At 68.0% G+C, this 18,188-nt stretch carries 21 protein-coding genes, 1 other RNA gene and 1 riboswitch; of the genes, 12 read left to right on the forward strand and 10 right to left on the reverse strand.

Annotated elements, in window-relative coordinates; all coding sequences use genetic code 11:
- Positions 1–37: 37 nt before the first annotated feature.
- Positions 38–787 carry a uroporphyrinogen-III C-methyltransferase gene (gene cobA, locus FOZ70_RS17775; RefSeq protein ID WP_048022585.1) on the forward strand — a complete coding sequence of 250 codons (750 nt, stop codon included), beginning with the start codon at positions 38–40 and terminating at the stop codon, positions 785–787.
- Positions 788–893: 106 nt separating this feature from the next.
- Here cobA and FOZ70_RS17780 read toward each other — a convergent pair whose 3' ends face one another.
- From FOZ70_RS17780 to lptF, 3 genes are read right to left on the reverse strand one after another with little or no spacing between them, the layout of a single operon-like run.
- Positions 894–1,277, reverse strand: a complete 384-nt coding sequence (locus FOZ70_RS17780) for a CbiX/SirB N-terminal domain-containing protein (protein ID WP_124815329.1) — start codon at positions 1,275–1,277, stop codon at positions 894–896.
- A 27-nt stretch (positions 1,278–1,304) separates the two neighbouring features.
- Positions 1,305–2,453 carry an LPS export ABC transporter permease LptG gene (lptG, locus tag FOZ70_RS17785; RefSeq protein ID WP_021160784.1) on the reverse strand — a complete coding sequence of 383 codons (1,149 nt, stop codon included), beginning with the start codon at positions 2,451–2,453 and terminating at the stop codon, positions 1,305–1,307.
- Positions 2,454–2,456: 3 nt separating this feature from the next.
- A complete protein-coding gene (gene lptF / locus FOZ70_RS17790) occupies positions 2,457–3,548 on the reverse strand; it encodes an LPS export ABC transporter permease LptF (RefSeq protein ID WP_021160785.1) in 1,092 nt (363 codons plus the stop codon).
- 122 nt (positions 3,549–3,670) lie between these two features.
- Between lptF and FOZ70_RS17795 the strand changes: the two genes are divergently transcribed.
- Genes FOZ70_RS17795 through FOZ70_RS17805 form a run of 3 tightly spaced genes read left to right on the forward strand, consistent with a single transcriptional unit; the run spans position 3,671 to position 6,432 of the window.
- Positions 3,671–5,182, forward strand: coding sequence for a leucyl aminopeptidase (locus FOZ70_RS17795; protein ID WP_021160786.1), 1,512 nt, complete (start codon positions 3,671–3,673; stop codon positions 5,180–5,182).
- Between the two features lie 34 nt (positions 5,183–5,216).
- Positions 5,217–5,633 (forward strand): DNA polymerase III subunit chi, encoded by a 417-nt coding sequence (locus tag FOZ70_RS17800; RefSeq protein WP_021160787.1) that lies wholly within the window; start codon positions 5,217–5,219, stop codon positions 5,631–5,633.
- Positions 5,634–5,658: 25 nt separating this feature from the next.
- The gene (locus FOZ70_RS17805) at positions 5,659–6,432 is read left to right on the forward strand and encodes a DUF2486 family protein (protein WP_219706363.1); all 774 of its coding nucleotides are present in this window, start codon (positions 5,659–5,661) and stop codon (positions 6,430–6,432) included.
- Between the two features lie 142 nt (positions 6,433–6,574).
- Here FOZ70_RS17805 and FOZ70_RS17810 read toward each other — a convergent pair whose 3' ends face one another.
- Together FOZ70_RS17810 and ilvD are read right to left on the reverse strand one after the other, a co-directional pair.
- Positions 6,575–6,901, reverse strand: a complete 327-nt coding sequence (locus FOZ70_RS17810) for a c-type cytochrome (RefSeq protein ID WP_021160789.1) — start codon at positions 6,899–6,901, stop codon at positions 6,575–6,577.
- A 127-nt stretch (positions 6,902–7,028) separates the two neighbouring features.
- The gene (gene ilvD, locus FOZ70_RS17815; RefSeq protein ID WP_219706364.1) at positions 7,029–8,702 is read right to left on the reverse strand and encodes a dihydroxy-acid dehydratase; all 1,674 of its coding nucleotides are present in this window, start codon (positions 8,700–8,702) and stop codon (positions 7,029–7,031) included.
- A gap of 137 nt (positions 8,703–8,839) precedes the next feature.
- Here ilvD and FOZ70_RS17820 point away from each other — a divergent pair, with 137 nt between their 5' ends.
- Together FOZ70_RS17820 and lgt are read left to right on the forward strand one after the other, a co-directional pair.
- Positions 8,840–9,754 (forward strand): LysR substrate-binding domain-containing protein, encoded by a 915-nt coding sequence (locus FOZ70_RS17820; RefSeq protein ID WP_060069670.1) that lies wholly within the window; start codon positions 8,840–8,842, stop codon positions 9,752–9,754.
- An 89-nt stretch (positions 9,755–9,843) separates the two neighbouring features.
- Positions 9,844–10,734 (forward strand): prolipoprotein diacylglyceryl transferase, encoded by an 891-nt coding sequence (gene lgt, locus FOZ70_RS17825; RefSeq protein WP_048022580.1) that lies wholly within the window; start codon positions 9,844–9,846, stop codon positions 10,732–10,734.
- A gap of 110 nt (positions 10,735–10,844) precedes the next feature.
- Here lgt and FOZ70_RS17830 read toward each other — a convergent pair whose 3' ends face one another.
- The 5 genes from FOZ70_RS17830 to FOZ70_RS17850 form a co-directional block, all read right to left on the reverse strand.
- Entirely contained in the window at positions 10,845–11,585 is a 741-nt protein-coding gene (locus FOZ70_RS17830; protein ID WP_048022579.1) for an SIMPL domain-containing protein, read from the reverse strand.
- A 189-nt stretch (positions 11,586–11,774) separates the two neighbouring features.
- Entirely contained in the window at positions 11,775–12,236 is a 462-nt protein-coding gene (locus FOZ70_RS17835; RefSeq protein WP_021160795.1) for an EVE domain-containing protein, read from the reverse strand.
- A 71-nt stretch (positions 12,237–12,307) separates the two neighbouring features.
- Positions 12,308–12,489: non-coding RNA, 6S RNA (ssrS, locus tag FOZ70_RS17840), on the reverse strand.
- An 81-nt stretch (positions 12,490–12,570) separates the two neighbouring features.
- A complete protein-coding gene (locus FOZ70_RS17845) occupies positions 12,571–12,885 on the reverse strand; it encodes a cell division protein ZapA (RefSeq protein WP_011352906.1) in 315 nt (104 codons plus the stop codon).
- Positions 12,882–13,232, reverse strand: coding sequence for a hypothetical protein (locus tag FOZ70_RS17850; protein WP_021160796.1), 351 nt, complete (start codon positions 13,230–13,232; stop codon positions 12,882–12,884). The genes FOZ70_RS17845 and FOZ70_RS17850 overlap by 4 nt, the downstream gene beginning before the upstream one ends.
- Before the next feature lie 154 nt (positions 13,233–13,386).
- Positions 13,387–13,641: riboswitch (cobalamin riboswitch) on the forward strand.
- A gap of 64 nt (positions 13,642–13,705) precedes the next feature.
- Here FOZ70_RS17850 and FOZ70_RS17855 point away from each other — a divergent pair.
- From FOZ70_RS17855 to cobC, 6 genes are read left to right on the forward strand one after another with little or no spacing between them, the layout of a single operon-like run.
- Positions 13,706–13,927: a hypothetical protein gene (locus FOZ70_RS17855; protein ID WP_060325227.1), complete on the forward strand. Its 222-nt coding sequence runs from the start codon at positions 13,706–13,708 to the stop codon at positions 13,925–13,927.
- Complete coding sequence (locus FOZ70_RS17860) at positions 13,924–14,922, forward strand: iron ABC transporter permease (RefSeq protein ID WP_059554458.1); 999 nt, start codon at positions 13,924–13,926, stop codon at positions 14,920–14,922. The genes FOZ70_RS17855 and FOZ70_RS17860 overlap by 4 nt, the downstream gene beginning before the upstream one ends.
- Positions 14,919–15,734 (forward strand): ABC transporter ATP-binding protein, encoded by an 816-nt coding sequence (locus FOZ70_RS17865; protein WP_059496669.1) that lies wholly within the window; start codon positions 14,919–14,921, stop codon positions 15,732–15,734. Before FOZ70_RS17860 ends, FOZ70_RS17865 begins: the two co-directional genes overlap by 4 nt.
- Before the next feature lie 52 nt (positions 15,735–15,786).
- Positions 15,787–16,842: a nicotinate-nucleotide--dimethylbenzimidazole phosphoribosyltransferase gene (cobT, locus tag FOZ70_RS17870; protein WP_219706365.1), complete on the forward strand. Its 1,056-nt coding sequence runs from the start codon at positions 15,787–15,789 to the stop codon at positions 16,840–16,842.
- Positions 16,832–17,608, forward strand: a complete 777-nt coding sequence (locus FOZ70_RS17875) for an adenosylcobinamide-GDP ribazoletransferase (RefSeq protein WP_042975792.1) — start codon at positions 16,832–16,834, stop codon at positions 17,606–17,608. Before cobT ends, FOZ70_RS17875 begins: the two co-directional genes overlap by 11 nt.
- Positions 17,593–18,177: an alpha-ribazole phosphatase gene (gene cobC / locus FOZ70_RS17880; protein WP_048022577.1), complete on the forward strand. Its 585-nt coding sequence runs from the start codon at positions 17,593–17,595 to the stop codon at positions 18,175–18,177. The genes FOZ70_RS17875 and cobC overlap by 16 nt, the downstream gene beginning before the upstream one ends.
- Positions 18,178–18,188 lie beyond the last annotated feature (11 nt).

Raw genomic sequence — 18,188 nt, forward strand, 5'->3', positions numbered from 1 at the left:
AGGCAAACGTCCGCACGGACGAAGCGAAGCGACAAACATGGGCAAGGTGTATCTGATCGGAGCAGGGCCGGGCGCGGCGGACCTCATCACGGTGCGCGGCGCGCGGCTGCTCGCGCAGGCGGACGTCGTGCTGCACGACGCGCTCGTCGAGCCCGCGATGCTCGACTACGCGCCGAACGCGCGCCGGATCGCGGTCGGCAAGCGCTGCGGGCAGCGCTCGACCGCGCAGCACTTCATCAACAAGCAGATCGTCGATGCGGCGCGCGAGCACGCGTGCGTCGTGCGGCTCAAGGGCGGTGACCCGATGCTGTTCGGTCGTGCCGAAGAGGAGATGCGCGCGCTGGAAGCAGCCGGCATCGACTACGAGGTCGTGCCGGGCATCACCGCGGCACTGGCCGGCGCGGCGACGCTGAAGCGTTCGCTGACGCTGCGCGGCGTGTCGCGCAGCGTCGCGTTCGCGACGCACAGCCGCGCGCCGGGCAGCGACGAGATCCGCGAAGCCGCGCGCGCCGATTCGATCGTCTACTACATGGGCCGCGACAGCGCGCCCGGCATCGCGCAGGAACTGATCGACGCAGGCCGTGCGCCGGCGACGCCCGTGGCGATCGTCGAGGCGTGCAGCACCGCGCGCGAGCGCACGCTGACGCTGACGCTCGCGCAGATGGCGGCGGGCGACGCGCAGGCGTGGCTCGATCCCGCGGAACCGAGCCTGCTGATGATCGGCGATGCGTTCGCCGAGCGCGCCGGACAGGCGAAAGAGGGCGATTCGCTGCGAAATGCGGCCTGAGCGGGGCGGCCTGAGCGGGATCCCGCCGCAGTCCGAAACAAAAAAGCGCCGGCTTCATCAAGCCGGCGCTTTTTCTTTGTGCAACGCTGACCGCTAACCGCGCGGCTCACGCGTTGCCGTCGATCTGGTCGATACAGTAGCGCGCGATCGCGTCGAGCACGCCGTCGTCTTCGCCGACAGCCGTCGCGCAGCGGATCTCGATGCCCGGATGCGCGGCGCGGCACGCGTCGACGAGTTGCGGCAGATCGCGGCGGACATGGCCGCCCTGGCCGAAGAACACGGGCACCACGGTGATGTGCGAGCAACCGGCCGCGACCTGCGCGGCGACCGCGTCACCGAGCGTCGGCGTCATCAGTTCGAGGAACGCGAGCGACACGTGGGCCGCGGGGGAGGCGGTGCCGCGCAGCCGCGCGGCGAGCCGCTCGAACGGCTCGGCCCAGCGCGGGTCGCGGGCGCCGTGGCCGAACAGGACGATGCCGTGCGAACTCATGTCGAAGCCTCCGTCATGACGCGGCGCTCAGTGCCGGTCGACCCACTTGAGCGCGAACAGGCCGAGCGCGAGATAGATCAGGCCCGGCGTCGCGGCAGTGAGCGGCGCGGGCCACGTGTTCAGCGTGCCGATGTGCGAGAACAGCGTGTTGAGGAGCTGGAAGCTCATGCCGAGCATGATGCCGCCGAACACCTTCACGCCGACCACGCCCGCCCGCGTGTGCAGGTACGCGAACGGCAGCGACAGCACGAGCATCACGAACACGGCGAACGGATACAGCAGCTTGCGCCACAGTGCGATGTCGTAGCGCTGGGTGTCCTGCTGGTTCTCGCGCAAATGCTGGATGTAGCGGAACAGGTTGATGATCGACATGCGCTCCGGCGACACGAGCAGCACCGACAGGATCTGCGGCGTCAGGTCCGAACGCAGCCGGTATTCGGGCAGCGATACCTGCTGCGACCGGTACACCGGGTTGAGCGCGTCGGCCGGCTGGCCGCTGATCGGCTTGATCGGCGTCAGCTCGGTTTCGGAGACGCCCTTCAACAGCCAGTGGCCGGGCGGCTCGTAGCGTCCCGTCTGCGCGATCCGCACGTTCTGGAGCTGGAACTTCGAATCGAATTCGTAGATGCGCACGTTGCTGATCGTCGAGTCGGGCGACAGGCTGCCGACGTTGACGAAACGCGTGACCTGCTCGCCGTTTTCGCGGGCCGCGAGCGTGTCCTTCACCCACACGCCCGACTGGAAGTTCGACGACACCGATGCGCCGAGCGCCTGCAGCCGCACGCGCTCGGACAACTGATCGGCGTACGGGCCGACGAATTCGCCGATCAGGTAGGTGACGATCACGAGCGGAATGCCGATCTTCAGCAGCGAACGCAGCGCCTGGTTGGTCGCGAGACCCGACACGCGGAAGATCGTGAATTCCGAGTTCGCGGCCATCTGCGCGAACACGTAGATCGCGCTGATCAGCGCGGCGACCGGGATGATCTCGTAGAAGCGCGACGGGGTCTGCAGCGCGACGCGCAACACCGCGTAGCCGAACTTATAGTTGCCGTGCCCGACCGAGTTCAGCTCGCTGATCAGGTCGAAGAAGAAGAACAGGCCCGAGAACGCGAACAGGATGAAGACGAACGTGACGTAGATCTGTCGCGCGAAGTACTTTTCATAGAGCCGCATCGATCATGCTCCCGAGCGGCCGAACAGCGCGCGTGTAAACAGCGGACGATTGCGCACGCGCAACCAGAAGATGAACGCGACGATCGCGGCGACGACGAGGTGCAGGCCGACCAGGCCGACGCCGAACGACATCTTGCCCTGCTCGATCTGCGCCTGCACGACGTTCAGCAGGTTCGAGTACGTGAGGTAGATCAGCACGGCCATCACGAGGTTGATCGTGCGGCTGCGGCGCGGGTTCTGGTACGACAGCGGAATGCCGAGCACCAGCAGGTTGATCGCGATCAGCGGCAGCCCCGCGCGCCACGCGAATTCCGCGAGGTTGTCGCGCGTCGGGTTGCGCAGCAGGTCCGGCGTCGGCGTGCTGTTCGTGGTCGGCACGTTGGTGACCGGCGTGCTCGTGATCTTCACGCCGTAGCGCTCGAACTCCATGATCTTGAAGTTCGGCTGGCCGGGCGTGCCGTCGTAGCGGCGGCCGTCTTCCAGGACGACGAAGCGGCTGCCGTCGCGCGTTTCCGTGTGACCCGTCTGCGATACGACCACGTTGACCTTGCCGTTCTCGGTCGACGTGACGAACACGTTCTGCACCTTGCTCTGGTCGGGCGTCATCTTCTCGATGAAGAACACGCGGTGGTTCGTGGCCGACTCGCGGAACTGGCCCGGCGCGAGCAGCGAGATCTCGTCGCGCTGCTGGAAGCGTGCCTTGATCATCTTGCTTTGCTGGTTCGACCACGGCCAGCCGACGAACGCGAAGAAGGCGATCAGCAGGATGATCGGCGTGGCGAACACGCCGATCGGCTTGATGAGGCGCGTGAGGCTTACGCCGGACGCGAGCCACACGACCATTTCGGAGTCCCGGTACCACCGGGTCAGCACGAACAGGATCGACACGAACAGCGTGACGACGAGCATCACGGCGAGGTAGCCGATCACGGTGAGGCCGATCAGCACGAGGACGTCCCGCGGATCGATTTCACCGGACGCGGCGTAACCGACGATGCGGATCATCATCGTCGTGAGCATGATCGTGAGCAGCACCATGAACACGGCGCCAGCCGTATACGCAAGCTCGCGCTGGAGGGAGCGTTCGAAGATCATTCTTGAAGAGAAGAGGGCGGGAGGCTGCGCACGCGTAGCGGAGCGCTCGCGCCGCCACGGGAAAAATAGCGGATAATTGCGGCTTTCATCCTTAGCCCAGATTTTATCCGAGGACAAGCGCGATGGACTTTAGCATAAAAGGCTGTGATTGGAGCAAAGGCGAGGCGAAGGGGTTCCTGACCGGGAAGTCCGATTGCATCGTGCTCGGCATCTTCGAGGCGCAGACCCTCTCGGGCGCGGCGCTCGACATCGACACGGCCACCAAGGGACTGATTTCGCGCGTGGTGAAGGCCGGCGACATGGACGGCAAGCGCGGCAAGACGCTGTTCCTGCACGAAGTGTCGGGCATCGGCGCGTCGCGCGTGCTGCTCGTCGGCCTCGGCAAGCAGGATGCTTTCAACCAGAAAGCCTATAACGACGCAGCGACGGCCGCGTGGCGCGCGCTGCTGGCGACCAAGGTCGTCCAGGTCACGTTCACGCTCGCGCAACTGCCGGTCGACGAGCGCAGCTCCGACTGGGGCGTGCGCGCGGCGATTCTCGCGCTGCGCAACGAGACCTACCGCTTCACGCAGATGAAGAGCAAGCCGGAACCGGCGTCGCACACGCTCAAGCGCGTCGTGTTCAGCGTCGATCCGTCCGACGAAAAGGCCGCGAAGGTCGCGGTCAAGCAGGCCGTCGCGCTCGCGAACGGGATGGATCTCACCCGCGACCTCGGCAACCTGCCGGGTAACGTCTGCACGCCGACCTACCTCGGCAACACCGCGAAGAAGATCGCGAAGGATTGGGGCCTGAAGGCGGAAGTGCTCGGGCTCAAGCAGATCCAGGCGCTGAAGATGGGCTCGTTCCTGTCGGTCGCGCGCGCGTCGGTCGAGCCGCCGCAGTTCATCGTGCTGCACTACCAGGGCGCCGCCGCGAAGGCCGCGCCGGTCGTGCTGGTCGGCAAGGGCATCACGTTCGACACCGGCGGCATCTCGCTGAAGCCGGGCGAGGGCATGGACGAGATGAAGTACGACATGTGCGGCGCCGGTTCGGTGCTCGGTACGATGCGTGCGGTCGCCGAGATGGGCCTGAAGATCAACGTCGTCGCGATCGTGCCGACCTGCGAGAACATGCCGGGCGGCAACGCGACGAAGCCGGGCGACATCGTCACCAGCATGAAGGGCCTGACGATCGAGGTGTTGAACACCGACGCCGAAGGGCGCCTGATCCTGTGCGACGCGCTGACGTATGCCGAGCGCTTCAAGCCGGCCGCCGTGATCGACGTCGCAACGCTGACGGGCGCTTGCGTGATCGCGCTGGGCGGCCACAACAGCGGCCTGTTCTCGACGAACGACGCGCTTGCGGGCGAACTGCTCGACGCGTCGCGCGAGGCGAACGATCCGGCATGGCGCATGCCGCTCGACGACGAGTACCAGGATCAGCTGAAGTCGAACTTCGCGGATCTCGCGAACATCGGCGGGCGCCCGGCCGGCGCCGTGACCGCCGCGTGTTTCCTGTCGCGCTTCACCGACAGCTATCCGTGGGCGCACCTCGACATCGCGGGCACCGCGTGGAAGGGCGGCGCGGCGAAGGGGGCGACGGGCCGCCCGGTGCCGCTGCTCGCGCAGTTCCTGATCGACCGCGCCGGCCAGTGATGGCGGTGTTGACGACGCTGCGGGTACGCGGGCAATGACGCGGATCGATTTCCACTCGAACGTCGGCGATTCGCTCGCGTACGCGTGCCGGCTGCTGCGCAAGGCCTACCAGGCCGGGCAGCCGGTCGTCGTGCTCGCCGAGCCCGCGCGCCTGCGCGCGCTCGACGAGCGGCTCTGGACGTTCTCGCCGCTCGATTTCATCCCGCATTGCGGTGTCGACAGCGAGCACGCAGCCGGTACGCCGATCGTGCTGGCCGCGGATCTCGACCGCGCACCGCATCATCACGTGCTGCTGAACCTCGGCGCGGCCGTGCCTGCGCAGTTCGCCCGCTTCGAGCGCCTGCTCGAAGTGGTCGGCAACGCGCCGGACGAGCTGGCCGCGGGCCGCGACCGCTACCGGTTCTACCGCGACCGCGGATACGCGCTGAACAACTACAAGCAGGGCAGCTAGCCGCAACCGTCGACGGAGTGTTCCCGTGACAGAAGCCGATTCATCCTCGATCCCGACGCTGACCGACGTGCTGGTGCCGGGCAAGCCGGTGCCGGCGCGCGGGCCCGCGCCCGACGCTGCGCAGCCGCCTGCCGGCGCGGCGATTCCGGTGCTGACCGACGTGTTCGTACCACGCACCGCGGGTGCGGCGCCGGCCGATTCCATGCCCGACGCGCTCGACCCCGATTCCGTCGTGGTCGAACCCGTGCCGACGCCGCACGTGCCGGTGGTCGAACTGCCGGGCGACGAGGCGGTGGAGACTGCGACTGTCGCCGCCGCCGCGCTTGGCGAGACCGATGCGCCGGCGGAGCCCGGCGCCGCGGAGCACGTGGTTGCCGAAGACTCGGCGGCGATGAGTGCGCCGCTGCGCTCGTCGCTGGCCGACGACGATGTGCTGCCGCACGCGTTCGCCGCGGTGGCGCGTGAGGCGGTCGGGCACGCGCATGAGGCGCACATGCCGGAGGCCGTCGCACCGGCCGCTGCGACGCAGCAGGATGCGCAGGCAATGGCCGGGCTGACGCCGGAAGATGCCCAGCACATCGCCGAGCGCCTGCGCAATCGCCTGACGAACTATCTGACCGGGGACGGGCGCGACGCCATCGAGGCCCGTTGTCGCGACGCGCTGCACGAGCATTCGGCCTGGCTGGTCGGCCAGATCACGCGCGAAGTGGCGCTGGCGCTGGAAACCGAGGTGATGGACTGGGTTCGCGACGCGGTCGACGAAGAAATCGCACGCCGCCGCGCCGGTCATGCCGGTTGAGTGCGCGGCCGTTCAGGTAAAAAACAGGGTGCGATTTCAGTAAAGGCCGGTGAAGCGGCCGGCGAGGTGCGGGTCGGCCCTCGGCGGGCCTGCCTGGCAGTGGAACCCCGCGCGAAGGCGGTTTCCGCCCGTTGAGGCCGGATCAGCGTACCGACAGCGCCCATTGCGCGAGCGTGTGGGCTTCGGTGCTCGTCAGTTGCGTATTGGCGGGCATCGGCACACTGCCCCACACGCCGACACTGCCTTTCACGATCGATTGGGCGAGGTAATCGACGGCGTCGCCGCGCGCCGCATACTTGCCGGCGATGTCGCGGAACGACGGGCCCATCAGCGGTTTGCCGATCGCGTGGCAGGCCATGCAGTTCTTGCGCTGGGCAAGCGCGAGCCCGTCGGCCTGGTCGGCGCGCGCCGCCGCCCCGCTGCCGATCAGCAGCGTGGCGAGCAGGACGCGCAATATCGAGTGTTTCATGCGGTTCTCCGCCGGCGGGGACGGCCGGCTTCATGACCCGCGCATTATAAAAGCAAAGGGAAAGCGCGTTTTGCGCGTTCCCCCGGCGGTCATGTTTAACGGGGTCGCATGCGCTGATGTACCCGTGTCAACCTGTGACGGCACCCTGGTTCGCGGGCCGGGCGAGTGCCGCGAATTTCGCGAGCACGCCACGCGTGTAGCGCGGTGCCGGCTGTTGCCACGCGGCGCGGCGGCGCGCGAGTTCCGCGTCGTCCACGTTCAACTGCAGCAGCAGCCGGTGCGCGTCGATCGTGATCGAGTCGCCTTCCTGCACGAGCGCGATCGTGCCGCCGACGAACGCCTCGGGCGCGACATGACCGACCACCATGCCCCAGGTGCCGCCCGAGAAGCGGCCGTCGGTGATGAAGCCGACCGATTCGCCGAGCCCCTTGCCGATGATCGCGGACGTCGGCGCGAGCATTTCGGGCATGCCGGGGCCACCCTTCGGGCCGAGATAGCGCAGCACGAGGATGTCGCCTGCCTGGATCCGGTCGCCGAGAATCGCATCCATCGCGCTCTGCTCGTCGTCGAACACGCGCGCCGGGCCCGTGATCACGGGGTTCTTCAGGCCGGTGATCTTCGCGACCGCGCCGTCCTCCGCGAGATTGCCTTTCAGGATCGCAAGGTGGCCTTCCTTGTACAGCGCGCGGTCGATCGGGAAGATCACGTCCTGGTCCGCACGCGGCACGGCGGGCACGTCCTTCAGTTCGTCGGCGATCGTGCGGCCGGTGATCGTCAAGCAGTCGCCGTGCAGCAGCCCCGCGTCGAGCAGGATCTTCAGCACCTGCGGAATCCCGCCGGCCCGGTGCAGGTCGGTCGCGACGTACTTCCCCGACGGCTTGAGGTCGCAGATCACGGGCACGCGCTTGCGGATGCGCTCGAAGTCGTCGATCGTCCAGTCGACCTCGGCCGCGTGCGCGATCGCGAGATAGTGCAGCACGGCATTGGTCGAACCGCCCGTCGCCATGATCACCGACACCGCGTTCTCGATCGATTCCTTCGTGATGATGTCGCGCGGTTTCAGGTCGCGCTTCACGGCCTCGACGAGCACGCGCGCCGACTCGGCGGCCGAATCGACCTTCTCCTGGTCGGGGTTGGCCATCGTCGACGAGTACAGCAGCGACATCCCGAGCGCCTCGAACGACGAACTCATCGTGTTCGCGGTGTACATCCCGCCGCACGAACCCGACGTCGGGCATGCGTTCTGCTCGACCCCTTCGAAATCCTCCTGCGACATCCGGCCCGCGGTGAATTCGCCGACGGCCTCGAACGACGAGACGATCGTCAGGTCGCGGCCTTTCCAGTGGCCGGGGCGGATCGTGCCGCCGTACACGTAGATGCCCGGCACGTTCAGGCGCGCGAGCGCGATCATCCCGCCCGGCATGTTCTTGTCGCAGCCGCCGACGACGACCACGCCATCCATCCATTGCCCCTGCACGCAGGTCTCGATGCAGTCGGCGATCACCTCGCGCGACACGAGCGAGTACTTCATGCCTTCGGTGCCCATCGACATGCCGTCCGAAATCGTCGGCGTGCCGAAGATCTGCGGGTTCGCATCGGATGCCTTCACGGCCGCGACGGCTGCGTCCGACAGGCGCTGCAGGCCCGAATTGCACGGCGTGATCGTCGAATGGCCGTTCGCGATGCCGATCATCGGCTTGTCGAAATCGTCCTTCCGGTAACCGAGCGCGTAATACATCGAGCGATTCGGCGATCGGGCCACGCCTTGCGTGATGTGCTTCGAGCGGCGGTTGTAAGCCATGGGGGACTCCATCGTTGTCTGGGCAGCGCCGGTGCACGGCGCGCGCCGGTTCGGATCAGTCAAGCATGGAGTTTCCGGATTGGGATGTCCAATATATTATTTGTCGCCTATTAAGTCGTTTTATGAATGAAGGACGCATGGCTGATCCGACTCCCGACCTGCGCCAGTGGCGCTATTTCGCGACCGTTGCGGACGAGCGCCATTTCGGCCGCGCGGCCGAACGCCTGTCGATGACGCAGCCGCCGCTGTCGCAGGCGATCCGCGCGCTCGAGGACACGCTCGGCGTCGCGCTGTTCGTGCGCAGCAAGCGTTCGGTGGCGCTGACGGCGGTTGGTGCCGCACTGTTGCCCGATGTGCGCCGGCTGCTTGCGTCGGCCGATGCGTTGCCGCCGCTGGCGCGACGGCTCGCGCGCGGCGAGGCCGGCTCGTTGTCGCTCGCGTTCGTGTCGACCGCCGATTACGGGCTGCTGCCCTCGCTGCTGCGGGCGTTCGGCGCACGTTATCCGCAGGTGCGCCTGCAACTCGCGGAGGCGACGAGCGACGTGCAGATCGACGAACTCGTCGCCGGCCGCATCGATGCGGGGCTCGTCATTCCGCCCGTGCCGCCGCGCCACGCGGCCGGGCTGTCGTACCTGCCCGTCCTGCGCGAGCCGCTGGTGATCGCGATGCCGGCGGCCGCGAGCGACGCGCCTGAAGACGAGCCCGTCCATCTCGCGGACGTCGCCGCGTTGCCGCTCGTGATCTTTCCGCGTCGTTTGGCGCCCGGCTTTTATGACATCATTACGGGCTGCTACGGCGCGGCGGGGGAAACCCCGTGCATCGGCCAGGAGGCGATCCAGATGCAGACGATCGTCAGCCTCGTGTCGGCCGGCATGGGCGTCGCACTGGTGCCGCAATCGCTGCGTAACCTGCGGCGCACCGGCGTGGTCTACCGGCCGCTCGCCGGTCACGCGCCGGTCGTCGAGACGGGCCTCGTGTGGCGTACCGGCGACGTGAGCCCCGTGCTGGCCGGCTTCCTCGACGTCGTGCGCGCGCAGGGGCTCGCCACGTGACGTGAACGATGGCGCGCCGGTGCCGTCCAACGCGCGGTGCTGCGCGTGTGCGACGGCCGTACCGCATTCGAAAACTTCTTCGCTAACCCATGATCATTCACCCGAATTTCGACCCCGTTGCGATCCATCTCGGGCCGCTGGCCGTGCGCTGGTACGGGCTCATGTATCTCGTCGGCTTCATCGCGGCGATCGTCGTCGGCCGGATCCGCCTGAAGCTGCCGCACGTCGCGGCGCAGGGCTGGACCGTGAAGGACATCGACGACATGATGTTCTACGGCGTGCTCGGCACCGTGCTCGGCGGCCGCCTCGGCTACGTGCTGTTCTACAAGGCCGATTTCTACTTCTCGCATCCGCTCGACGTGTTCAAGGTGTGGGAGGGCGGCATGTCGTTTCACGGCGGCTTCCTCGGCGTGACGCTCGCGATGATGCTGTTCGCGTGGCAGCGCAAGCGCCATTGGCTGCAGGTCACCGATTTCGTCGCGCCGATGGTGCCGACGGGGCTCGCGGCCGGGCGGCTCGGCAACTTCATCAACGGTGAACTGTGGGGCCGCGTGACCGATCCGTCCGCACCGTGGGCGATGCTGTTCCCGGGCGCGATGCGCGACGATGCGGCATGGTTGCCGAAGCATCCGGAACTCGTCGAGAAGTGGCATCTCGCCGACGTGTTCATGCAATACCAGATGCTGCCGCGTCATCCTTCGCAGCTCTATGAAATTGCGCTCGAAGGCATCGTGCTGTTTTTCGCGCTGTTCCTCTTCGCGCGCAAGTCGCGGCCGATGGGCGCGGTGTCCGCGCTGTTCCTGATCGGCTACGGCCTCGCGCGCTTCACGGTGGAGTTCGCGCGCGAACCCGACGATTTCCTCGGCCTGCTCGCGCTCGGCCTGTCGATGGGGCAGTGGCTGTCGCTGCCGATGATCATCGCGGGCATCGCGTTGATGGTCTGGGCGTATCGCCGCCGCGCGGCGAATGCCGTTGCGTGAGGTGATGGCGATGCACGCGCGATCGGCGCGTGCATGGTCCCACGCATTGAAATGAAAAACGCCGGCCTTCGGGCCGGCGTTTTTCATTTCGGACTGCCGCGCGCTGCGCGTTACTTCATCTGCACGGAACCGTTGACGGTGACCGACACGGTGGCCTTGCCGCCTTCGACCGCGATGGGTGCGCTCATCTTCGCGCTGTCCATCGGTGCTGCGGCCATTGCCATCATGCGCGGATACGGCTGCACGTTGCGGCCGCCACCGACGTTCACGTCGCGGATCGTGTAGCTGCTGTAGCCGAATGCCTTCGCGGCTTCGTCCGCGCGGGCGCGGAACGACTTGATCGCCTCGGTCGTCAGTTTCTGCTCGGCTGCGCGCTGCGCTTCGGGCGACAGCGAGAACTCGACGTTCGCGACCTGCATCAGGTTCGACAACTGGCCGGCCAGCTTCGACGCCGCGGCGAAATCGCGCGATTCGAGCGCGACCTCGGTGCGGCCGCGCCATGCGGAAATCTTGCCGTCGCGATCGGTGCTCGGATAGACGGAGAATGCGCCCGTGTGTGCCGTGACGCCCGATACGCTTTTCGCCTGCGACAGGGCGGCGTCGGCGCGCTGGTTCAACTGCGCGGTGAGGCTGCCCGGATCCTTGGCCTGCTGCTCGTAGAACAGCGTGATGTGGATGATGTCCTGCGGCACGTCGGCGCTGGCCTGCGACGACAGCGACAGCACGCCTGCCGGCTCCGGAAAGTGCGGGTTCGCGGCCTGCGCGTGCGCGGCGGGTGACGCGAGCGTCAGCGCGACGGGAACGGCGGCGGCAAGGGCGAGCGACAGCGCGAGTGCGGATTTCTTGGTCATTGTTGGACTCCTTGTGCGAGGGCGCGCACGCGGATCACGCGTGCGCGACGCGGGCGTACCGCGCGACGAAAAGAACGACGGCCGGCTTGATCGGCCGGCAGCGGTTGCTTAGGCCGCGCGAAAGTGCCGCGAGTTCCGTGGCGGCCGCGCATACTGACCAGATTTGACGTTTGGCGTGCGCCTGCTTGCCTACTTCATCAGCTTTTCGGTGATGAACCGCCATTCGGCGCGCGTGACGGGCGTGATCGACAGCCGGTTGCCGCGCGCGAGCACGCGCATGTCGGCGAGTTCGTCGTGTTCGCGCAGCGCGGCGAGCGGCACGAGCGGCGATTTTTTCACGTAGCGCACGTCGACGAGCAGCCAGCGCGGCGCTTCCCGGGTCGACTTCGGATCGTAATAGGGGCTTTTCGGATCGAACTGCGTGGGGTCGGGGTAGGGCGTCGACGATACTTCGGCGAGGCCCGCGATGCCCGGCTCGGGGCAGCTCGAGTGATAGAACAGCACGCCGTCGCCGATCTTCATCGTGTCGCGCATGAAATTGCGCGCCTGATAATTGCGCACGCCCGTCCACGGCAGCGAGCGCTGCGGTGCGTTGGCGAGATCGTCGATGCTTGCTTCGTCCGGTTCGGACTTCATCAGCCAGTATTGCATGGATCGTGATCGACGCAGAAAGAGGCTGCTACAAAAGAAAACGGCACCGGGCTTCGCCCGATGCCGTTGGATAGGCCCCCGCCTTGGCCGCTAGGCCGGCATCCTGAACCTGAGGTTCAGAATTGGTCGCAGTTAGCAGCACTTCGGGTACATCAGACAGAGTGACGCGCGCGCCCGTGCTACAAATTTCCGCAACCGTGCACATGGCATTGGTTCAAGGAATATATGACCTTGGCGAACCAGGCAGGGAAGCTGACTGAACTGTGATTCGATGCGCCAATTTGACCACCGTTGATCGCCGAGATCAAGGGGAATCGACGCATCGATTAAAACGTTACTGCGTCTCGTGCTGTGCGAGCACCGCGCCGAGCTGTTCATTCATCTGGTGCATTGTACGACGGATTTCCTCCGCCGGAAATGCTTCACCGTGCCGCACGCTCGTTTGCAGCCGCAGCAATTCGGACGCGAGCGACAGCGCCGCCATCACGGCGATGCGATCGGTGCCGCGTACCGAGCTGTTCGAGCGGATTTTCGACATTTCGGCGTCGACGCGCGCGACCGCTTCGAGCAGTGCCGCTTCGGTCTCGGCCGAGCAGGCGAGCCGATAGGCCTGACCGAGAATCGAGACTTCGATCTGCTTGGTGCTCATGCATGTTCTCCGTGGCTGGCCGCGTCATCGCCATCCGTACGCGCCTGCGCATCCAGCAGGTCGAGCTGGTTGTCGGCTTGCTCCGCACTTTTCGAGCGCGGCAGCTTTTCGAGAATCGCGTTCAGTTTCACCTGGGCGTCGTCGATCTTTGCCGACAGCGTGTCGCGCTCGGCCGCGAGCGCATTGCGTTCGTCGCGCAGTTGCGCGAGTTCCGCGCGGACCGTGTCCGCGTCCGCGCGCAATTGCGCGACCTGCTCCTCGAGCGCGAGCCGTTCCGAGTGATAGCGCTTGTTCAGCGAAATCAGACGGCCAATATTTTGAGATAGGGTTTCGAGTTCGTTGAGCATTTGCTGCGTCCTCTAAAGACCCAGCATTTTAGCGCGGAATAACGCGCAAACCGACATCTGTAACGTTTCCAGTCGTAACACCCCTGCTTCTTGCCGCGAATCGGCGCGTCACGTGCGTGCCCGGATGCTTCCTTGACGCTCGTGCGACCCGCTCCTAAACTGGCGCCGCCTCGGTGCTCGCGCGTGCAACGCGCGGTTAAACGGGAAGCAGGGCGCGGGCTCCGCCAGGACGCCGCCAACCTGCGCTGCCCCCGCAACGGTAAGCGGCCGCGTTGCATGACGCAGGCCGGCTCGGGCGCGTTTCGCATGCACGTTGCGCATGCGGACGCGGGCCACTGCGCGTCTTCGCGCGGGAAGGCGAGCCGGATCGCCGCCAGCCCGGATACCGGCCGAGGCGGGGAGCCCGAACGGGCTTCGTGACGCACGGCCCGCGGGGAAGCGGGGCGTGCAGTGCTTCACGGGATTGATCTTCGATGCTGACCCCAATCGTCGGCGGCGCCGATTTCTGCCATCTTGATGACGTTCTCGAACCGGGCGACCACCGGAAGGTCGTCGCGCGCGTCGACCACCTGACCGCAAGGATCACGAGCTTGGCTATGCCTGCAACACGCTGCACTGCGCCGATGTCGCGCCCGGCCCGCAGCGGTGGCGCGTCGATGCGCACTGCATCGGCCGTCGCGCGGAGTGCCGCATGAGCGCCGCACGCGCCACCGCGATCTGGGCCGCATTGGCCGCGGCGGTCGCGTTGCTGTTCGTAGCGTCGCTGTCGATCGGCAGCGTGCCGATGTCGCCGTGGCAGGCGCTCGCGTCGCTCGTGCCGCATGGCGGCGACGCGCTGTTCGCCGATATCGTCCGCACGTTGCGCCTGCCGCGCGCGCTCGCGGGCTTCGCGTGCGGTGCGCTGCTCGCGCTGGCCGGCTCGTTGTTGCAGGTGTTGCTGCGCAACCCGCTCGCCGATCCGTACGTGCTCGGCGTGTCCGGCGGCGCGGCCGGCTTCGCGCTCGTCGCGATGATCGCGGGCGGCGCGTGGTGGCTCGTCGATGTGTCGGCGTTCGCCGGCTCGCTCGTGTCGGTCGTGCTCGTGCTCGGACTCGCGCGCCGCGAGCTGGGGCGCGGCGAGTCGCGCGATGCGTCGCCGCGGCTGCTGCTCACGGGCGTCGTGATCGCGGCAGGGTGGGGCGCGCTCGTCACGCTGCTGCTGTCGCTCGCGCCCGATGCGCGGCTGCGCGGCATCATCTTCTGGCTGACGGGCGACCTGAACGGCGTGAGCACACCGTGGTTCGCGTGGGGCGCGCTGCTGCTGGCCGCGTGCATCGCACTGCCGGCCGCGCCGCAACTGAACGTGCTGCTGCGCGGCGATGCGACGGCGCTCGCGCTCGGCGTGCCGGTCGCGCGCCTGCGCGTGCGGATCTATCTCGTCGCGTCGCTGGCCGCCGCGGCCGCAGTGACGACCGCCGGCACGATCGGCTTCGTCGGCCTCGTCGTGCCGCACGCGTTGCGGCTCGCATTCGGCAACGACCAGCGGATGTTGCTGCCGGCCGCGATGCTCGCGGGCGGCGGCGGCGTGATGGCCGCCGACCTGCTCGCACGCACCGCGATCGCGCCCGCGCAACTGCCGGTCGGCGTGATGACCGCGTTGATCGGCGTGCCGGTGTTCCTGTGGATGTTGCTCAGGAGGCCGATGCGATGACCCGTGCCGCATTGCGCGCCAGCGGCGACGAGATGAGCTGCGCGGCCGTCGGCCTGACGCTGAAGGCTGGCGCGCGCACGCTGCTCGACGGCTTCACGCAGGCGTTCCGTCCGGGCGAGATCTGGTGCATCGCCGGGCCGAACGGCGCAGGCAAGACGACGCTGCTTGCGACCCTCGCGGGGCTGCAGCCGCCGGCCGGCGGACACGTCGCGATCGACGGCCGGCCGCTTTCCGCATGGCCGCCCGCGCAGCTCGCGCAGCGCCGCGCGCTGATGCCGCAGCAACTGCACGACGCATTCAGCGCGACCGTGTTCGATACGGTGTTGCTCAACCGCTTTCCGTATCTCGGCGGCTGGGGCTGGGAGCGCGACGGCGACCGCGCGGCTGCGCGCGACGCGCTGGCGACCTTCGACCTGACCGCGCTTGCGTCGCGCGACGTGCTGTCGCTGTCGGGCGGCGAGCGGCAACGCGTCGCGCTGGCCGCGACGCTGTGCCAGGACGCGCCGTTGATGCTGCTCGACGAACCGCTCGCGCATCTCGACCTGCATCACCAGATCGATTGCCTGACCGCGCTGTCCGCCTGGCTCGACGCGGGCCCGCGCACGGTGCTGTTCTCGTGCCATGATCTGAATCTCGCGCGGCGTTTCGCGACGCATGCGCTGTTGCTCGACGGCCGTGGCCACGCGTGGGCCGGCCCCGTGCACGACGTGCTGACACCCGAGCGCGCGAGCGATGCGTTCGGTTATCCGCTCGTGCTGATCCGCGAGAACGGCCGCGACGCGCTGCTGCCGGCGTGGCCCGAGCGACAATGACATTTCCTTTTCCGATGCGCGGTGCACGCCGCGCCCACGACACGGCTTCCCGATGACGACCCCGACCCACTTCCCGCCCGCGATCGCACCGCTCGACGACGTGCTGCGCAAGCGCCTGCAGCATGTGATCGACCACAAGACCAAGCCGCCCGGCAGCCTCGGCCAGCTCGAGGCAGTCGCGCTGCAGGTCGGCCTGATCCAGCACACCGAGCGGCCGGTCGTGCAGCGTCCCGTGATGATCGTGTTCGCCGGCGATCACGGGATTGCCGCCGAAGGCGTGAGCCCCTATCCGCAAGCGGTGACCGCACAGATGGTCGCGAACTTCCTCGCCGGCGGCGCGGCAATCAACGCGTTCTCGGGCGTCGCGCAGAGCACGCTCGAGATCGTCGATGCGGGCGTCGCGTCGCCGCTGCCGCTGTCCGACCGCCTGGTGTCGCTCCCGGTCGCGCGCGGCACGCGCAACTTCGCGACGGAACCGGCGATGACGCGCGACGAGGCGATGACGGCACTCGCAGCCGGTGCGGCGCGCGTGCGCCTGCATGCGTCGCTCGGCACGAACGTGATCGGCTTCGGCGAGATGGGGATCGCGAACACGTCGTCGGCCGCGTGCCTGATGAGCCGCCTGCTCGGCGTGCCGATCGACGCGTGCGTCGGGCGCGGCACGGGCCTCGACGACCAGGGCCTCGCGCACAAGCGCGCGGTGCTCGGCCGTGCGCTCGTCAAGCACTCGCACGCGATTGCGCCGCTCGACGTGCTCGCGACGTTCGGCGGCTTCGAGATCGCGATGATGACGGGCGCGTATCTCGCGGCCGCGAGCGAACGGATGACGATCCTCGTCGACGGCTTCATCGCGACGGCCGCATTGCTCGTCGCCGAGCGCATCGCGCCCGACGTGCGCGACTACTGCGTGTTCTCGCATACGTCGCACGAGGCCGGTCACCGGCGCATGCTCGAGCATTTCGGCGCGAAGCCGCTGCTCGCGCTCGACCTGCGGCTCGGCGAAGGCACGGGCGCGGCGCTCGCGCTGCCGCTCGTGCGTGCGGCTGCCGCGTTCCTCACGGAAATGGCGAGCTTCGAATCCGCCGGTGTCGACGATCGTGACGCCTGATCGCGCGCGCGGCGTGCGGGCCGAACTGCGCTACTTCTTCGTCGCGCTCGGCTACTTCACGCGTGTGCCCGTGCCGCGCGCGATCGGCTACGCGGCCGGCGATCTCGACCAGGCCGCGCGATATTTCCCGCTCGTCGGCGCATGCGTCGGCGCGTGGGGCGCGCTCGTGTATCTGGTCGCGCTGCGCGCGCTGCCCGTGTCGATCGCGGTCGGGCTGTCGATGGCCGCCACGCTGCTCGCCACGGGGGCCTTCCACGAGGACGGCCTCGCCGACAGCTGCGATGCGTTCGGCGGCGGCTATACGCGCGACGACGTGCTGCGCATCATGCACGACTCGCGGATCGGCACGTTCGGTGCGGTCGCGCTCGTGATCGCGCTCGGCGTGAAATGGCAGGCGCTCGCGTCGATGCTGCCGCTGCGTGCCGCATGGACAATGATCGCCGCGCACGCGGCGAGCCGCGCAGCGGCCGTGAGCCTGCTGATGACGCTCGACTACGTGCGGCCCGAAGGCAAGGCGAAACCGGTCGCGCAACGGATGGGGGCGCGCGCGGCGTGTGTCGCCGCGCTGTTCGGATTACCGTGGCTGTTCTGGCCCGACTGGCGCATGGGCGTCGCCGCCTGCGTGGCGCTCGTGCTCGTGCGCGCGTGGGCAGCCCGCTATTTCGTGAAGCGGATCGGCGGTTATACCGGCGACTGTCTCGGCTTCACGCAACAACTGTGCGAACTGGCGATCTATCTCGTGGTGCTCGGATGGACGTCGTCCTGATCCGTCATCCGGCCGTCGGTGTCGAGCCGGGCATCTGCTACGGACGCAGCGACGTGCCGCTCGCCGCGCCGGCCGACGCCGGCGCGCAGGCCGTGCGCGCACATCTGTCGCTACTCGGCGCGCCGCTTCCCGAACAGGTCTGGACGAGCCCGCTGACGCGCTGCGCGTCCGTTGCCGAGCGGATCGCGCAGGCATGCGGCGTGCCGCTGCAACGCGATGCGGACTGGCAGGAAATGGATTTCGGCGCGTGGGAGATGCGGCGCTGGGACGATATCGATCGCGCGGCACTCGATGCGTGGGCGGCCGACCTGATGCATGCGTGCGCGCATGGCGGCGAAAGCGTCGCGCGGTTCGCTGCCCGGGTCGCCCGGCGGGCCGATGCCGTCGCACGATTCGACCGGCCGCAATGGGCGGTCACGCATGCGGGCGTGATCCGCGTGTTCGCGGCGCACGTACTGTGCGTGCCGCTCGATACGCTGTTGTCGCGGCCGGTGCCGACCGGTGGTGTCGTCTGGCTGCGCGCGGAGGCCGCCACGGGAGCGTGGGAAGTGGTGCACTGGGATGAATAGGCGCACCGGCG

The sequence above is a fragment of the Burkholderia sp. COPS genome (assembly GCF_019425585.1).
Taxonomy (GTDB): Bacteria; Pseudomonadota; Gammaproteobacteria; order Burkholderiales; family Burkholderiaceae; genus Burkholderia; species Burkholderia cepacia.

Bases quoted from the DNA above. Each gene is read 5' to 3' on its own strand.
- cobA (WP_048022585.1), top strand. From the start codon at position 38: ATGGGCAAGGTGTATCTGATCGGAGCAGGGCCGGGCGCGGCGGACCTC.
- FOZ70_RS17780 (WP_124815329.1), bottom strand. From the start codon at position 1,277: ATGAGTTCGCACGGCATCGTCCTGTTCGGCCACGGCGCCCGCGACCCG.
- lptG (WP_021160784.1), bottom strand. From the start codon at position 2,453: ATGCGGCTCTATGAAAAGTACTTCGCGCGACAGATCTACGTCACGTTC.
- lptF (WP_021160785.1), bottom strand. From the start codon at position 3,548: ATGATCTTCGAACGCTCCCTCCAGCGCGAGCTTGCGTATACGGCTGGC.
- FOZ70_RS17795 (WP_021160786.1), top strand. From the start codon at position 3,671: ATGGACTTTAGCATAAAAGGCTGTGATTGGAGCAAAGGCGAGGCGAAG.
- FOZ70_RS17800 (WP_021160787.1), top strand. From the start codon at position 5,217: ATGACGCGGATCGATTTCCACTCGAACGTCGGCGATTCGCTCGCGTAC.
- FOZ70_RS17810 (WP_021160789.1), bottom strand. From the start codon at position 6,901: ATGAAACACTCGATATTGCGCGTCCTGCTCGCCACGCTGCTGATCGGC.
- ilvD (WP_219706364.1), bottom strand. From the start codon at position 8,702: ATGGCTTACAACCGCCGCTCGAAGCACATCACGCAAGGCGTGGCCCGA.
- FOZ70_RS17820 (WP_060069670.1), top strand. From the start codon at position 8,840: ATGGCTGATCCGACTCCCGACCTGCGCCAGTGGCGCTATTTCGCGACC.
- lgt (WP_048022580.1), top strand. From the start codon at position 9,844: ATGATCATTCACCCGAATTTCGACCCCGTTGCGATCCATCTCGGGCCG.
- FOZ70_RS17830 (WP_048022579.1), bottom strand. From the start codon at position 11,585: ATGACCAAGAAATCCGCACTCGCGCTGTCGCTCGCCCTTGCCGCCGCC.
- FOZ70_RS17835 (WP_021160795.1), bottom strand. From the start codon at position 12,236: ATGCAATACTGGCTGATGAAGTCCGAACCGGACGAAGCAAGCATCGAC.
- FOZ70_RS17845 (WP_011352906.1), bottom strand. From the start codon at position 12,885: ATGAGCACCAAGCAGATCGAAGTCTCGATTCTCGGTCAGGCCTATCGG.
- FOZ70_RS17850 (WP_021160796.1), bottom strand. From the start codon at position 13,232: ATGCTCAACGAACTCGAAACCCTATCTCAAAATATTGGCCGTCTGATT.
- FOZ70_RS17855 (WP_060325227.1), top strand. From the start codon at position 13,706: ATGCTGACCCCAATCGTCGGCGGCGCCGATTTCTGCCATCTTGATGAC.
- FOZ70_RS17860 (WP_059554458.1), top strand. From the start codon at position 13,924: ATGAGCGCCGCACGCGCCACCGCGATCTGGGCCGCATTGGCCGCGGCG.
- FOZ70_RS17865 (WP_059496669.1), top strand. From the start codon at position 14,919: ATGACCCGTGCCGCATTGCGCGCCAGCGGCGACGAGATGAGCTGCGCG.
- cobT (WP_219706365.1), top strand. From the start codon at position 15,787: ATGACGACCCCGACCCACTTCCCGCCCGCGATCGCACCGCTCGACGAC.
- cobC (WP_048022577.1), top strand. From the start codon at position 17,593: ATGGACGTCGTCCTGATCCGTCATCCGGCCGTCGGTGTCGAGCCGGGC.